Raw genomic sequence first — 13929 nt, forward strand, 5'->3', positions numbered from 1 at the left:
TGATGCTCCCAGAATATAATAACATCATCCTTAATAGAGATATTGTATATGACTTCAATCCCTTTGGAGGTATAACCGAAGAAGATATTCTGGACTGTATAGTCCCAAAATATCCTCTGGAAGAATGGATTAAGCTATTAAATAATGATCAGCCAATCATACTTCAATTTGTCGGAAAAAAAGGAAGAGGAAAAACTACACATCTTAGAGCGCTTCATCAATATTTTCAAGAACAAGACATTTACTTTCTTGACCGTATAGATAGAAAAATAGCTAAAAAAAACTCTGAAATCGTTTTTATAGATAGTATAGAAAGAATTCCAGCAATAAAGAGATACGTGCTGTGGTTCAGAAAAAAAACCTCTTATGTCATTACAACTCATCAAACAAAAACAATAGAATTTCAGAGATCTAAAAGGAATTATTGTTCATTTTCTTTTGAAGGGATACAAATATCTTCTTTAAAGGATATAATCTCTAGTAGGGTTCATCTTGTTTCTAATTTTCCAAAAGAAAAAATCGAAGTAAATATGGCTTCATTAGAAAAATTGGTCTTACACTTTGACGATGATTTTCGGGCAATCTTAAACTATTTATATGATAGTTTCAAAAAAACATCAAAATGAATGCTCTAAACGACTTTCTAGATATCAATTATTCACTGGAAACTGCAAATGGATTTGTTCTTCCCGGTGATTTATTACAAGGAAAAATAATTTTTCAACCTAAAGATACTATTGGTTTTTCTGAAATTAATTGTCACTTAAATTATGTAGTAACCGGTAAAATTCATTCCAAAAACAAAATTGTAGCTACTCAAATAGTATCTACAGATAGAGTTTGGTCAAAGGGTAATATATATGAATTTGATGTTCAATTTAAAATCCCGAAAGAACCAAAATCCTATTCTGGAACTAATTTAGAAATTGTATGGTTTCTAACCATAGAATGTATTCCTACAGATGAAACAATTTCTAGAATACGATTAGACTATTTGAAAGATATTAAGCTTAAAATGCTATTCAATACCTACAACGGAAAGATTACATCTAAGCATAAAATACAGGTATATTCAGAAAATTATATCTATGACTTGCATCAGGAAACTAAAACGGTTAGAAATTATTCTACAGGTCCTATAATAATAGGATTGGCAATTTTGGCTATTGTAATAGCATGCTATTTCATGGGCTGGCACGGGGTTTTTTCTTATATTTTTGGTATTGCCGCTTGTTTCTTTATAGGATATGGTATATATGCCTATTCAAGTATTGGACAATTGGGAAATGTATTAATAGGGCTGACACCTTATGATGAAAGCCTTTTTAACCTAGATATTAATTTTGAAAAAAACACAAAAAGCATAGAATACATTCAAGTCTTTTACACTATCGTCGAAGAAGTAGAGGATCGTAGAGGTACCGATACATATACCTTAACCAAAACCATCTATACTTCTGAAAAGGAAAAACTAAAAAAACCTATTTCAAAACACTTGGAAATCACTTTACAATTTCCCAAATCTTATTTCCCAGGTAGTTTTGAGTTTGCAACCGAAAAAATAAATTGGCAATTACATTTGGCCATAGAATTCAATAACAACACTCATTTCGAAGTTAAAGAAAGTATTACCGTTAAGCATATAGTATCGTAAAAGTACAACCTGATTATCTTGCCCCGTTGATTTTACATTTAAATTTCGTATATTTACATAAGCATTTATATAAATACTTATGCAAGACAAATTACAAGAATATGGAGAGTTGGGCTTAGGGTCTCGATTAAAGCGATTAAGCGAATACTTAATGAGAGAAACTCAATTAATTTACAACGCCTGTAATATTGATTTTGACCCATACCTCTTCCCTGTTTTTAAGTTTATAATTGAGCATGAGGTAGCTACAACCACAAAAATTCAGGAAGCATTACAATTTACTCAGCCTGCTATTACACAGTCTCTAAAAAAATTAACCGATAAAAAACTGGTAACCTATAAGACTGATAAAACTGATAAAAGAAAAAAGCTCTTTACCCTGACCAAAAAAGGGAAAGATTTACATAAGAACATACTACCTATTTGGATCGTGATCGATGAGCAGGTAAAATGGTTAACCGAAGGGAGTTCTACCGGTTTAACCAGACATCTCACTCATTTAGAAAATCAATTTAAAGAAAAATCATTGAGCAACCGTATACTAGAAAAACTATGATGAATACCACAAACACAACAACCATAATTCCGTTTGACCCGCAATATGCCAAAGACTTTGCTCGTCTTAATGTAGAATGGTTAGAAAAATACTTTGTTGTAGAACCTTTGGACCAACAATTACTAGAACAGTGTGAAGAAACCATAATAGCTAAAGGAGGTTATATTTTCTTTGCCAAAGTGGGCGATACTATTGCAGGTACATTTTCTTTAATTAAACTTAACGAAAAGAAGTATGAACTCGGCAAAATGGCCGTATCACCAAAGTTTCAAGGACAAAAAATAGGTCAGCAACTATTAGAACATTGTATAGCATTTGCAAAAAACGAAGGTTGGACAGAAGTAATTTTATATTCTAACACTATTCTGGAAAGTGCCATTTACATTTATAAAAAATTCGGGTTCGTAGAAATACCTATTGAAGCAGATCCTATCTATAAACGAAGTAATATAAAAATGAAACTGGAGCTATAAAAAAAGTCCGTTCTGAATAAAACACAGAACGGACTTATCTAGTTAATACCCCTTTTAACTAATTAATAAAATTGTTGAGAAACGGTATGGTTCTTTCCATAGTTATTATCCCAATACTCTTGACCGTTTACTCTATACACCACAGCATACTCAACGGTACTCACAGATTTATCGAACCGAACAGAACCCGACCAGCGCTCTATATCAAATTGATTTGGACTTGACACAAAAACAAAAGGTCCACTATTCCAAAATGAACGATAACTAAGCGGAAAATAGCTTTGCGTCTGCCATCCATCTGTAGTATATACCACTCCTACTTCTTTGGTAGGGCCTAAATTTCTAACATCTACCACTACATTCATTTGGTTTTGATCGTAGAAAGAAGCGTAGAAAATGCTATCAAAATCGGTATCTACACTCACATTACTTGTTGGATCTGCAAAGAAGAATCCATCATTGGTAGTCATTGTATAGTTTGCTCCTTCGTTATTATCCCAATAGGTCTGTCCGTTCACTTCATATTTTACTACAAATTCATCGGCATACACAGGAGCAAGGCCAAAGCCTCCAACATTATATTGCCCGGTCCAGATTTCATTTTGATCATCGATATCAAAACTATACGCTAACGGGATTTCTTCCCAACTGCCATCTACTTTTTCATGAAAGATACTTACACTTTTATCAAAATCAAGATCGGCAACTTGCACGGTAAACTTTCCTAAATAACCAGTATAGCCTCTATAGGTTCCTGATGAAGTCCAGGATTTTACCAAATGTACGGGAGAGGAATTTTTAACGATCACCTCTTCCTTTTCAAAGGTATTCTGGTTTTCAATAAAGTCATCTTCGGTAGCACACGAAAAGATAACCAGACTTAGTAATAAATAAACAAATTTTCTCATGGGTTGGTTTTAAAAAGTTAATATTTAATATGTTGAATTGTTTATGATATAGTTCTTTCCATAGTTATTGTCCCAATACTCCTGACCATTGACTTTATATACTACAGCATACTCTACACTACTAATATCAGGGTCAAATCGAACCGAGGTTTCCCATTTATCGATATCAAATTGATTTGGACTTTGTATATAATGCGCATATCCCACTCTAAAATATCGCTGGTAACTCAATGATGCTCTATTGGTAGTTGCCCAACCGTCTGTAGAGTAAACGATTTCAACAGCACCCACAGCACCATAATTCCTTCTGGCGTCTACATTAATATTGAAATAAGTACCGGCAAAACGAGTGTAGTACTTATCTACCGAAATTTCGATTTCTGGTGCTAAGTATGCCCCTATATTGACAAGCATGCTGTAATTGTCCCCATTGTTATTATCCCAATACGTCTGCCCATCTACCGTATATTTTATTACAAACTCATCGCTATAAATTTCGGTATCGGGTTCTACCTCTCCTACCCAGATTTCTTCATCATTATCAATGCTCTGTTCATATCGCAAAGGAATATCTACCCAATTACCGGCGTAAGTAGCATGGTGTATAGCCACCTCTTTTTGAAAAGCAAGGTTTTTTACTTTTACTTCAAATCGTCTTACATATTTACGCCTTACCGGACTGCTACCATTCGAGGTCCAAGCCCTAAGCAATGTTACATTTTCTGAACTGTTTTTTGCTGCTAACTCAATAGATGTGTTGGTAGCATCTGTTATTTCGGTATCCTGTTTACAAGAATACAACCCTAACACTACGACTAGTACTAAATAAATTTTTTTCATAATTAAGTTGATTAGATAATTGTGGTTTTTGTTGTTAACCTTTCGAAAAAGTTTAGCGGTCAATTCAATGTTATCTTCAAGGTATAGCACTGGGGAGAGTAAGGAAATCCGTAATAGTTTTTTTAACAATTATTTTACCAATAACGTTTTCGAAATCACGCGATTTTAACTTAAAATTAAATCTGCAAAATTGCGATTATCGAATTCTTAGAATGCTGCACTTCATTTTTGCCGACACATAATTTTATACGAAAATTATAGGGATTTTTCATCGAAAATTTTAGCATCAAATTTGGTAGGTAACCTCTTACGAAAACCTTTGCTTAGAAGTTTTATGAAAAGTTGTATAAGCGTTTTTCGTAATCGAAATCTAATATTTAGTATGTCAAATTTTGCAAAAAAATATTCTAAAACGTGTATTAATAGTTTGTTGCGTTAAAAAAAACACTAAAACAAAACTAAAAAAGCTTTCTAATTTTAATGTCTTGTTAAAAGTTTATTGTAGAGGTAACAAATCTTTTCAGGTTTACATACTTAAGTATGCAACTAAAAAAAATAGAAAGTTCTTTTATACAAAAAAGAACCGCCGAAGGTTTAGAAATATTATCTATTAAGGGACAATCACATTCATTTCCTTTACATTTTCGCAATACATTTTGCATCTCATTAATAGTATCTGGAACAAGATTAATAAAAATGAAAAATCGGGAAATTCTAATCCCTTCAAATCACATCTCAATAATTAATCCTTACGAAGTACATTCCAGTTTTTTTTATCCCTCTGCTATAGATTTTCACACCTTATATGTAGATACAAAAAGAATAGCGCACCACTCTAAATTACAACCATTTTTTCATAATGATCCTATCTACGATTCTCATTTAAACAATGTTTTTTTAGCGATTATTAAAACTGCACAGAGCAAAAACAATATTGCATTCCATAAAATAACAAACCATTTTTTAGATATTTTAGTTAGCCTTAAAAAATATCATTCTACAGATAGCAGTAACATATTTACCTCCCCATGGAAAAATGTTCAACACTACATCAACCAAAATCTAAAAAACCATATTAATATCACTGACCTTGCAGCTATTGCAGGTATTAACAAATACAACTTCGCTAAGCAGTTCAAAGGTAAGTCTGGAATGTCACCAATGCACTACATTATTATGAGAAAAATTTTTGAAGCTAAGAGAAAGATTTCTGCTTCGACACATCTTTCTGAATTGGCTTATGATTATAATTTTACAGATATCGCTCATTTCTCCAAACATTTCAAAAGGTTTATAGGTATATCTCCCAGAAAATACCAAAGAGGAATTTTGCAAACACCAAGATTATACAAGTAACTATCATTTTTTATGATTTTCTTTAAAGGAAATAAGTCTAATTTAAATCTTTTTAAAATGAAAAAAGAGCAAAAATCTATCGATGCTTTACTAAAAAACCTCGAAAACCAGAAAGAAGCCGTAAAAATTAGTGAAGACGGAAAAACCACACAATACTGGTGCGGTACTGGTGCAAACGCTGCCGATGAACTTGCTGGACATCCTCCAAAATCTTAAAAAAATTATCCTCTAAAATTATGTATACATGAAAAAAGAGCAAAAATCGATCGATGTTTTACTAAAAAACTTAGAAAACCAAAGAGAAGCTATAAAAATCAGTGAAGACGGAAAAACCACTCAATACTGGTGCGGCACGGGTTCACAATCTTCAGATGAATTAGGAAGTCACCCATAAATACTCTCTTACTTATCATTTATTTCACTAAAAACAAATTGTTTAATCTAAATACTCTGTAACATGAAAAAAGAACAAAAATCGATCGATGCTTTACTAAAAAACCTCGAAACTCAAAAAGACGCGGTAAAAATTAGTGAAGACGGAAAAACCACTCAATACTGGTGTGGTACAGGAAGTAATTCTAGTGATGAAATTGGAGGTCACCCACCTCAAGGATCATAGTGAATTAAATAATAACATATTAACTCTAAAATTCATATCCATGAAAAAAGAACAAAAATCTATCGATGTTCTACTAAAAAACCTCGACAACCAAAAAGGAGCCGTAAAAGTAGATGAAAATGGAAAAACTACCCAATACTGGTGTGGCACAGGAAGTAACTCTAGTGATGAACTTGGTAGTTACCCGTGATTAATCTCCCTACCTAAGATTTACTTTACCAAAAACAAATTGTTTAATCTTAATACTCTGTAATATGAAAAAAGAACAAAAATCTATCGATGCTTTACTAAAAAACCTCGAAACCCAAAAAGACGCGGTAAAAATTAGTGAAGACGGAAAAACCACTCAATACTGGTGTGGTACAGGAAGTAACTCTAGTGACGACATTGGTAGTTACCCGTGATTTATTTCTTTAAACCTAATATGAAAGAGCTACTATGGCCTAACTATAGTGGCTCTTTTCTAATTCAAACCTTACCAAATGCATTTACTTTTTTCTGAAGAGGTTGATTTTTCTACCAATAGAGTAATAGACTGGTTATACTATAATGACGAGAAGTATGAAAAACACATAGACCATAACAAAGCACAAAAAGATCATTTCAATTTTGAAGATAAAACTATCGCTGTTTCTTTTGGAGGAAACATTACAGATCCAATATTTAAAGTAAACGATATCAAGGATCCTGTAGATATAAATTCTACATGGTTTAGAAGACCCACCATAAACTCTAAAACGTTATCGCCAGAAAAGCAAAATTTCGGGGTTTACCCCAAAGAATATCTTGAATACTCTAACCAAAAGAGAATGAGGACCTTTTGGGACTTTTTATGCTATAACTTACAAAAAACAAAAAAACTTGGGTCCTACGAGATCGTAGACCTTAACAAACCCATAATTCTAAAAAAAGCACAAGAACATAATTTAACCATCCCTAAAACTTTAATAACAAACTCCATTGACGAATTGCGAAACTTTTTTAACCTATGCAATCAAAAAATCATAACTAAATCGCTAGGTTCGGTAATTCCCGAATATAAACATCAGGTTAATCACCCAAAGGATCATTACTTATCGTTTTATCAATTAACCAAATTAATCGACAATATAGATACTGCGCCAAAAAAATTCGCACCATCCTTATTTCAAGAATGTATTGATAAAGAATACGAAATAAGAAGTATTTATTTAAATGGCGAATTATATTCTGCCTGTATATTTAGTCAACTCAATGAACAAACTAAAGTTGACATGAGAAATCGCCCAGCTAATCATCCTACACGTTATATTCCGTATCAATTAAATCAAGCTATTGAAAGCAGTATAACTTCCTTAATGCAAGAACTTACTTTAGATTATGGGGCTATAGATATTATTAAAGGCATAGACGGCCAATATTATTTTCTTGAAATTAACCCCGTTGGACAATACGGAGATGTATCGTTGCAATGTAACTACTACCTTAATAAAAAAATCGCCGAATATTTAATTAATAATTCTAATGATTGATCAATCAAATAAATACAAAGATTTAATTCAAATACCAGAAGATGAATCTATTCCTTTTGACATGCATTACATCTGTGTTTCAGAAAAGAAAACGAGTAATCTCGAAGAGAAATTTGTGTATATGAAAAAATACAGGGCTCTTGGAAGTATAACAGATTTTTACAAAAAAAATTCTAATATCATAGATATAGACTCATGAGTACCGCATTAAAAGAAACCTATTTTTTATTATTTCCTACATGTATCCCAGTTCGAGGACACGCCAATAGTTTAATCATGGATTTGGACAATGGAGCATTTATTGAAATTCCTAATTTACTACAAGAGATATTATCAAGTGATTTAAAAAATAACACAATACAGCAAATAAAATCTATATTCAAAAACAAATATGACGAAGGTATTGATAACTATTTTCAATACTTAGCAAATAATGAATATGGATTTTTCACACAAAATCCTGCTCCTTTTCAAAAACCCGAACAAATTTTTTATTCTCCTTTCAAAGTAATTTCGTCGATTTTGGAATATGATCAATCAAGCGCATATGATATCGCAGACGTTCTATCGCAACTTGAAACCCTTTCTTGTCAAATTATACAAATAAGATTATATGATTTCATAGCAATATCTCAATTATCAAAATTACTTGACAATATTAAAGAGAGTGATATAAGGATTATAGAAATTATGATTCCGATGAATGAGCAATTAGTTCTTGAAGAGCTAAAGCTATTTATGATAAATTACCCAAGAGTAAGACTAATTATCTACAACAGTCAATCAAAAAAACGAGTAGTAATTTCTGAAAACCCAAAACGAGAAATAGTTTATAGTGAGCATAATCTAAATAAGGGTTCTAAGGAAATTTACTCCATTAAATCTTTTACTATAAACCATCAAATGTATTATGAAGCACTACAGTATAATACGGGATTACATAGAAAAGTATGTATAGATACCGAAGGAAATATTAAAAACTATCTATCACATAAAAAATCTTACGGAAATACAATTCAAGACAGGATTGAAGATGTAATTAACCAAAATGATTTTCAAAAAAAATATCATATTCATAATGATATGATTGAAAAATGTAAAGATTGTCAATTTAGATATATGTGTTTGAGCAATTCAGATGTCAAATTCTCCAATAATAGCCATCATAAGATACAATCTTGCAATTTTGACCCTTATACCAATAGTTGGAACTAAATTCATGTATGCGAAAAAAATTCAAACACTACAAGCAGCCAAATACAATGGACTGTGGCGCTACTTGCCTAAGAATGATAGCAAAACATTATGGTGTTCATATATCTCTTGAACAGTTAAACAAGCTTGTAGAAACAACTAGAGAAGGTATAAATTTCGAAATGCTAAGTCATGCCGCAGATACTATAGGCTTTAGAACAATTGGGCTTCAAATTGACGCTATTACATTATTTAATGATGCTCCTCTACCATGTGTAGTTACTTGGAATCATAACCATTTTGTAATTGTATATAAGATTAAAAAAGATAAGATTTATATCGCCGATCCTGCTTTGGATTTACTCACATATACTAAGAAAGAATTTATACAAAACTGGATCGGAAATACAGCCACTGAAAATACAAAAGATGGCTTAGTAATGCTCTTTGAGCCTACTCCAAAACTACATAATTCTAACTATGACCAACCCGTAAAGCAAGATTTTAAACATATATTTAAATATCTTACGATACACAAAAAATTCTTACTGCAATTGGTAATCGGTGTAATAGCAGGCAGTGTGTTAAATTTACTTTTTCCTTTTCTAACACAAAGTATTGTAGATGTTGGAATAAGAAACAATGATCTCAATTATATTTATCTAATTCTACTCGCTCAAATATTTCTATTTCTTGGTAAAGTAAGTATAGATATTTTAAGAGGTTGGATTTTACTCCATCTAAGTACCAGAATAAATATTTCCCTGGTTTCGGATTTTTTTATAAAATTAATGAATCTACCTATTTCATATTTTGATACTAAGGTTACGGGAGATATATTAGAACGTGTTGGTGATCATAAAAGGATAGAAAATTTACTCACTAATTCACCCTTGTCCATATTTCTTGCATTTGTAAACATTATCGTTTTTGGGATTGTTTTAGCCCTTTATAGCTTTAATATATTTTTTATATATGCCTTTGGAAGTTTATTTTATTTTTTGTGGATATCAATTTTTATTAGAAAAAGAAGGATAATTGACATGCATCAGTTTCAACTAATTGGAGAAGAAAAAACCAAAATTATTGAACTTATAAATGGGATGCAGGAAATTAAACTATTGAATGCTGAAAAAGAAAAAAGATGGGGCTGGGAATTTATAAAAGCCAGGTTGTTTAGACTAGAAATAAAAAAACTTTCTCTTGAACAACTTTTAAATATAGGCTCCCTAGTTATTAACGAGTTAAAGAACATTATTATCATCTATGTAGCATCCAGATTGGTTATTCAAGGAGATATTACCTTGGGGATGATGCTATCAATCATGTATATTATTGGTCAGCTTAACGGGCCTCTCAAAGAGATTCTTAAAATTAGTTATTCTATACAAGATGCCAAAATAAGTATTGAAAGACTAAATGAGGTTCACAAGTTAAATAGCGAGTATAGTTCAGATGATGATACCCGGGAATTGTTTAATATCAATGAAAACATCAACATTCACAATTTATCCTTTAATTATCCAGGAAGAAAAAACAATGTTCTCAGTAATATAAACCTAACAATTCCTGCAAACAAAACTACAGCTATTGTTGGAGCAAGTGGCAGTGGTAAAACCACATTAATAAAATTACTACTAAAATTTTACTCACCTAAGGAAGGTTATATTAGTTTAAACAAATTAAATCTAAAGAATATATCACAAAAAAAATGGCGAAGTAATCTAAGTGTTGTTATGCAAGAGGGTTACATATTTAATGACACCATTGCTCGAAACATTACTTTGGGTCAAGGAAAAATTGACAAAAAGAGACTTTTACAAGCTGTAGAAATTGCAAACATAAAAGAGTTTATTGAAAGGCTTCCTCAAACATACAACACAAAAATTGGCAATGATGGTATAGGAATTAGTGGTGGCGAAAAGCAAAGAATACTCATTGCAAGATCTGTTTACAAAAATCCCTCTTTAATGTTTTTCGACGAGGCGACGAGTGCTCTGGATGCCAATAATGAAAAGAAAATAACCGAAAACCTTAATCATTTTTTTAAAAACAAAACGGTAGTTATTATTGCTCATAGATTAAGTACAGTAAAGAATGCTGATCAAATCATAGTATTAGAGGAAGGACAAATTGTTGAGACAGGAAATCATCATGAATTGAGTAAGAAAAAAGGAAAGTATTACAATCTAGTAAAAAACCAGCTAGAACTTGGTTCATAGATTAGAAAAAGCAAATAAACTTCTTCAGATCATTTATCATAACTGATTCTATTTCATTTCATTAGAAAATCACCTGTTTTTAAAAAGAAATAGAAACAACTTTTAGAAGGACTTATCGACAATATTCAAAAGAGTCAAATCACTTTTTTGATTAGGGGTATTTACCCCTTTATAAAGAGAGTGAATTCCCGTAAATTTCGCCTCGAAACTCTCAAAACCTTTTTGTTATCAAAAGATTGCATCTTTTGCATTTTAACAAAACCTTGAAATACTTTTTGAATCCTTTGGAATAATAGTATTTTTAGGAATCACAAACATTTTAATAAACCAAAAAATGAAAAACCGAGTTAACAACCTTATAGGTTATCCTATTGTAGCTATTCTAGCTGCACTGATAACTTATTTTTACACCAAAAACGATCCTGTTACCCAACCCGATCCGGATCCTACAACACCAGAAGAAATCATTTCTTTTAAAGATGCAGTGCAATTGTACCGCAGTTATTCAAAAAATCGCGCTTGTATTATAAAAGCTTTTGAGGGAAGGGATAGCTTGATCACTAAGCTATGTCCAACAGATAGAAAAGCAAATCCAGAATTCATGCCATCCAGATCTTTTCTTTTAAAGGATACTTTTTTGGAAGAATACATTGCATATGTAAAGTCAATAACACCGGATTCGGTAAAAATCACGGGATATCGATTGTATTTAGGAAATTACCCAGATGCTGATAAATTTGTTGATGGTAAACCAATTCCAGACCCTAGGAGAAATACCTTCTTTATTGCACCCACCACTCGTTCTGAAAGAGATGGTATTCACAAAGGATATACATTTCTAGATCGAAATAACGACGGAAAGCCAGAGCTAATATTCCTTGAAGACATCATCGATGAATTACGCCCAGATGGTCTTGGAAATCTTAATCAAGTACAACAATCAAAAATTAATACTGCAAGTTTCTTTTCATTCTCCTCCGCTTTACAAGGTGGTGAAAACAGTACACTTGCTAACGAAATTGGAGGATCTCCACCATATTAATCATATTAATATATCTTAGATAGTGAAAAGAGAATTGTTAATAGGAATAGGAAACTTTGGAATTTTCATAGAGTTAGTCGCAGCAGTTATTGCTTCTATTTATTTTTATAAATACAAAAAAACTTTTTTAAAATTCTTTTGCTTTCTGCTTTGGTATACAGTAATTAACGATATCTCTGGTGTTTTAATAAGAGAATATGTTTCAAGACACAATGCAATAATTTATAATATATATTACTGTATTATTTTTACGTATTTATTTTTATTATATAGGCATTATATTAAGAACATTAAACACAAGAAACTTCTTCTTTTATTTATGTTCTTTTATTATATAATTTTGATTATAAATGGTTTCTTTGAAAACTATATGATAGAATTTCAAAGTCTACCCTATATAGCTGCTGCAACATTTATTGTAATTAGCATAAGTATTTATTTTGTAGAGATTTTGAATACTGAAAAAGTTTTATACGTTAAAAAAAATCTTTTATTCTGGATTAGTGTAGGTCTTTTATTATACTATATTGGTAATATCCCTTTTAGAATTCTAAGAAATTATTATGAATATCTTACAGATGCTACAATTCTGGTTCTTTTAAACATTATTCTAGCGGTAATTATGAACATCTGTTTTATTATAGGCTTTATATGGAGCGACAGGAAACAGCTATATTAATAGCAAGTATTGTATTAATAGTAATTATCATAATAATGATTTTTCTTTTCACCATTTTCCAGAAAAGGAAAAACAGCTTGTTATTGCATCAAAAAGAAGCCGAGAAAAAGTTTGAAAAGGCTATTGCCGAAACACAAATTGAGATACGGGAAGAAACCCTACGCAATATAAGTTGGGAGTTACATGATAATATTGGCCAGCTACTCACGCTGGCCAAAATTCAAGTGAATGTAGCACAAGATGACCCCGAGAAGCTGCAAGAAGTAACAGATACTATTACCAAAAGTCTTACCGAGCTTAGATCACTATCAAAACTCATTAACCCCGATGCGATAAAAAGTCTAAGTCTTACCGAGGCAATTACTCTGGAAATAGAACGATTTAATCGTCTTCAATTCATTAAAGCTACCTTAACCAACAACCAGGAGGTACGAGATATGGATGATAAAGTGGAAATCATTATATTTAGAATATTACAGGAGTTTTTCACCAACACCATAAAACATTCTAAAGCCTCAAACCTTGAAGTTAATGTACACTACGACGAAAACAAATTAGTCATTAATGCAAAAGACGATGGTGTAGGCTTTAATATGAATATCAACAATTCTAAACAAGGTATTGGGCTTGGAAACATACAAAGTAGAGGCAAGTTGATCGATGCCGAGGTCACTTTAAACTCTGAGGAAGGAAAAGGAACAGCTATTATGCTTACCTATTACTATGACAAGAAAAATTTAACTGCATTAGATGATATCATCGATTAAGGATGCAGGTGTAAAAATCACACAAATAATAGCAAAGGGACGCATAAAAATGAGTATATATGCAAATCCTAATACACATCCCAACTAAAACAGTGTATCCCTTTTTAA

At 31.6% G+C, this 13929-nt stretch carries 19 protein-coding genes; 17 read left to right on the forward strand and 2 right to left on the reverse strand.

Going from position 1 to position 13929, the window contains the following annotated elements:
- Nucleotides 1-2: 2 nt before the first annotated feature.
- The 4 genes from M0D21_RS13025 (at nucleotide 3) to M0D21_RS13040 (ending at nucleotide 2683) form a co-directional block, all read left to right on the forward strand.
- Nucleotides 3-626: a hypothetical protein gene (locus M0D21_RS13025; RefSeq protein ID WP_248330171.1), complete on the forward strand. Its 624-nt coding sequence runs from the start codon at nucleotides 3-5 to the stop codon at nucleotides 624-626.
- On the forward strand, nucleotides 623-1654 hold the full coding sequence (locus tag M0D21_RS13030) for a hypothetical protein (RefSeq protein ID WP_248330173.1): 1032 nt from the start codon (nucleotides 623-625) through the stop codon (nucleotides 1652-1654). The genes M0D21_RS13025 and M0D21_RS13030 overlap by 4 nt, the downstream gene beginning before the upstream one ends.
- 79 nt (nucleotides 1655-1733) lie before the next feature.
- A complete protein-coding gene (locus tag M0D21_RS13035; protein WP_248330175.1) occupies nucleotides 1734-2210 on the forward strand; it encodes a winged helix DNA-binding protein in 477 nt (158 codons plus the stop codon).
- Nucleotides 2207-2683: a GNAT family N-acetyltransferase gene (locus tag M0D21_RS13040; RefSeq protein WP_248330177.1), complete on the forward strand. Its 477-nt coding sequence runs from the start codon at nucleotides 2207-2209 to the stop codon at nucleotides 2681-2683. The genes M0D21_RS13035 and M0D21_RS13040 overlap by 4 nt, the downstream gene beginning before the upstream one ends.
- Nucleotides 2684-2745: 62 nt before the next feature.
- Here the strand turns inward: M0D21_RS13040 and M0D21_RS13045 are convergent, their stop codons facing one another.
- Together M0D21_RS13045 and M0D21_RS13050 are read right to left on the reverse strand one after the other, a co-directional pair.
- Entirely contained in the window at nucleotides 2746-3591 is an 846-nt protein-coding gene (locus M0D21_RS13045; protein WP_248330179.1) for a carbohydrate-binding protein, read from the reverse strand.
- Nucleotides 3592-3615: 24 nt separating this feature from the next.
- Nucleotides 3616-4431, reverse strand: a complete 816-nt coding sequence (locus tag M0D21_RS13050; RefSeq protein ID WP_248330181.1) for a carbohydrate-binding protein — start codon at nucleotides 4429-4431, stop codon at nucleotides 3616-3618.
- A gap of 540 nt (nucleotides 4432-4971) precedes the next feature.
- On the opposite strand from M0D21_RS13050, the gene M0D21_RS13055 reads away from it, so the two are divergent.
- The 13 genes from M0D21_RS13055 (at nucleotide 4972) to M0D21_RS13115 (ending at nucleotide 13821) form a co-directional block, all read left to right on the forward strand.
- Nucleotides 4972-5787: an AraC family transcriptional regulator gene (locus M0D21_RS13055; protein ID WP_248330183.1), complete on the forward strand. Its 816-nt coding sequence runs from the start codon at nucleotides 4972-4974 to the stop codon at nucleotides 5785-5787.
- 57 nt (nucleotides 5788-5844) lie between these two features.
- Nucleotides 5845-6003 carry a hypothetical protein gene (locus tag M0D21_RS13060; protein ID WP_248330185.1) on the forward strand — a complete coding sequence of 53 codons (159 nt, stop codon included), beginning with the start codon at nucleotides 5845-5847 and terminating at the stop codon, nucleotides 6001-6003.
- 28 nt (nucleotides 6004-6031) lie between these two features.
- The gene (locus tag M0D21_RS13065; RefSeq protein WP_248330187.1) at nucleotides 6032-6181 is read left to right on the forward strand and encodes a hypothetical protein; all 150 of its coding nucleotides are present in this window, start codon (nucleotides 6032-6034) and stop codon (nucleotides 6179-6181) included.
- A gap of 63 nt (nucleotides 6182-6244) precedes the next feature.
- Complete coding sequence (locus tag M0D21_RS13070; protein ID WP_248330189.1) at nucleotides 6245-6406, forward strand: hypothetical protein; 162 nt, start codon at nucleotides 6245-6247, stop codon at nucleotides 6404-6406.
- Between the two features lie 40 nt (nucleotides 6407-6446).
- Complete coding sequence (locus M0D21_RS13075; RefSeq protein ID WP_248330191.1) at nucleotides 6447-6596, forward strand: hypothetical protein; 150 nt, start codon at nucleotides 6447-6449, stop codon at nucleotides 6594-6596.
- Between the two features lie 64 nt (nucleotides 6597-6660).
- Nucleotides 6661-6810 (forward strand): hypothetical protein, encoded by a 150-nt coding sequence (locus M0D21_RS13080; protein WP_248330193.1) that lies wholly within the window; start codon nucleotides 6661-6663, stop codon nucleotides 6808-6810.
- A 78-nt stretch (nucleotides 6811-6888) separates the two neighbouring features.
- Nucleotides 6889-7917 (forward strand): grasp-with-spasm system ATP-grasp peptide maturase, encoded by a 1029-nt coding sequence (gene gwsG, locus M0D21_RS13085; RefSeq protein WP_248330195.1) that lies wholly within the window; start codon nucleotides 6889-6891, stop codon nucleotides 7915-7917.
- Complete coding sequence (locus M0D21_RS13090) at nucleotides 7910-8116, forward strand: hypothetical protein (protein WP_248330197.1); 207 nt, start codon at nucleotides 7910-7912, stop codon at nucleotides 8114-8116. Before gwsG ends, M0D21_RS13090 begins: the two co-directional genes overlap by 8 nt.
- Complete coding sequence (gene gwsS, locus M0D21_RS13095; RefSeq protein ID WP_248330198.1) at nucleotides 8113-9132, forward strand: grasp-with-spasm system SPASM domain peptide maturase; 1020 nt, start codon at nucleotides 8113-8115, stop codon at nucleotides 9130-9132. Before M0D21_RS13090 ends, gwsS begins: the two co-directional genes overlap by 4 nt.
- 8 nt (nucleotides 9133-9140) lie before the next feature.
- A complete protein-coding gene (locus M0D21_RS13100) occupies nucleotides 9141-11333 on the forward strand; it encodes a peptidase domain-containing ABC transporter (protein ID WP_248330200.1) in 2193 nt (730 codons plus the stop codon).
- A 334-nt stretch (nucleotides 11334-11667) separates the two neighbouring features.
- Nucleotides 11668-12375: a hypothetical protein gene (locus M0D21_RS13105; RefSeq protein ID WP_248330202.1), complete on the forward strand. Its 708-nt coding sequence runs from the start codon at nucleotides 11668-11670 to the stop codon at nucleotides 12373-12375.
- A 370-nt stretch (nucleotides 12376-12745) separates the two neighbouring features.
- A complete protein-coding gene (locus tag M0D21_RS13110; RefSeq protein WP_248330204.1) occupies nucleotides 12746-13054 on the forward strand; it encodes a hypothetical protein in 309 nt (102 codons plus the stop codon).
- A gap of 35 nt (nucleotides 13055-13089) precedes the next feature.
- Complete coding sequence (locus M0D21_RS13115) at nucleotides 13090-13821, forward strand: sensor histidine kinase (protein WP_248330206.1); 732 nt, start codon at nucleotides 13090-13092, stop codon at nucleotides 13819-13821.
- Nucleotides 13822-13929: the final 108 nt, after the last annotated feature.

It is taken from the genome of Aquimarina acroporae, assembly GCF_023195925.1.
Lineage (GTDB): Bacteria > Bacteroidota > Bacteroidia > Flavobacteriales > Flavobacteriaceae > Aquimarina > Aquimarina acroporae.

Bases quoted from the DNA above. Each gene is read 5' to 3' on its own strand.
- M0D21_RS13090 (WP_248330197.1), top strand. From the start codon at position 7,910: ATGATTGATCAATCAAATAAATACAAAGATTTAATTCAAATACCAGAA.
- M0D21_RS13030 (WP_248330173.1), top strand. From the start codon at position 623: ATGAATGCTCTAAACGACTTTCTAGATATCAATTATTCACTGGAAACT.
- M0D21_RS13100 (WP_248330200.1), top strand. From the start codon at position 9,141: ATGCGAAAAAAATTCAAACACTACAAGCAGCCAAATACAATGGACTGT.
- M0D21_RS13025 (WP_248330171.1), top strand. From the start codon at position 3: ATGCTCCCAGAATATAATAACATCATCCTTAATAGAGATATTGTATAT.
- M0D21_RS13040 (WP_248330177.1), top strand. From the start codon at position 2,207: ATGATGAATACCACAAACACAACAACCATAATTCCGTTTGACCCGCAA.
- M0D21_RS13115 (WP_248330206.1), top strand. From the start codon at position 13,090: ATGATTTTTCTTTTCACCATTTTCCAGAAAAGGAAAAACAGCTTGTTA.
- M0D21_RS13070 (WP_248330189.1), top strand. From the start codon at position 6,245: ATGAAAAAAGAACAAAAATCGATCGATGCTTTACTAAAAAACCTCGAA.
- gwsG (WP_248330195.1), top strand. From the start codon at position 6,889: ATGCATTTACTTTTTTCTGAAGAGGTTGATTTTTCTACCAATAGAGTA.
- M0D21_RS13110 (WP_248330204.1), top strand. From the start codon at position 12,746: ATGATAGAATTTCAAAGTCTACCCTATATAGCTGCTGCAACATTTATT.
- M0D21_RS13035 (WP_248330175.1), top strand. From the start codon at position 1,734: ATGCAAGACAAATTACAAGAATATGGAGAGTTGGGCTTAGGGTCTCGA.
- gwsS (WP_248330198.1), top strand. From the start codon at position 8,113: ATGAGTACCGCATTAAAAGAAACCTATTTTTTATTATTTCCTACATGT.
- M0D21_RS13105 (WP_248330202.1), top strand. From the start codon at position 11,668: ATGAAAAACCGAGTTAACAACCTTATAGGTTATCCTATTGTAGCTATT.
- M0D21_RS13045 (WP_248330179.1), bottom strand. From the start codon at position 3,591: ATGAGAAAATTTGTTTATTTATTACTAAGTCTGGTTATCTTTTCGTGT.
- M0D21_RS13055 (WP_248330183.1), top strand. From the start codon at position 4,972: ATGCAACTAAAAAAAATAGAAAGTTCTTTTATACAAAAAAGAACCGCC.
- M0D21_RS13080 (WP_248330193.1), top strand. From the start codon at position 6,661: ATGAAAAAAGAACAAAAATCTATCGATGCTTTACTAAAAAACCTCGAA.
- M0D21_RS13060 (WP_248330185.1), top strand. From the start codon at position 5,845: ATGAAAAAAGAGCAAAAATCTATCGATGCTTTACTAAAAAACCTCGAA.
- M0D21_RS13050 (WP_248330181.1), bottom strand. From the start codon at position 4,431: ATGAAAAAAATTTATTTAGTACTAGTCGTAGTGTTAGGGTTGTATTCT.
- M0D21_RS13065 (WP_248330187.1), top strand. From the start codon at position 6,032: ATGAAAAAAGAGCAAAAATCGATCGATGTTTTACTAAAAAACTTAGAA.
- M0D21_RS13075 (WP_248330191.1), top strand. From the start codon at position 6,447: ATGAAAAAAGAACAAAAATCTATCGATGTTCTACTAAAAAACCTCGAC.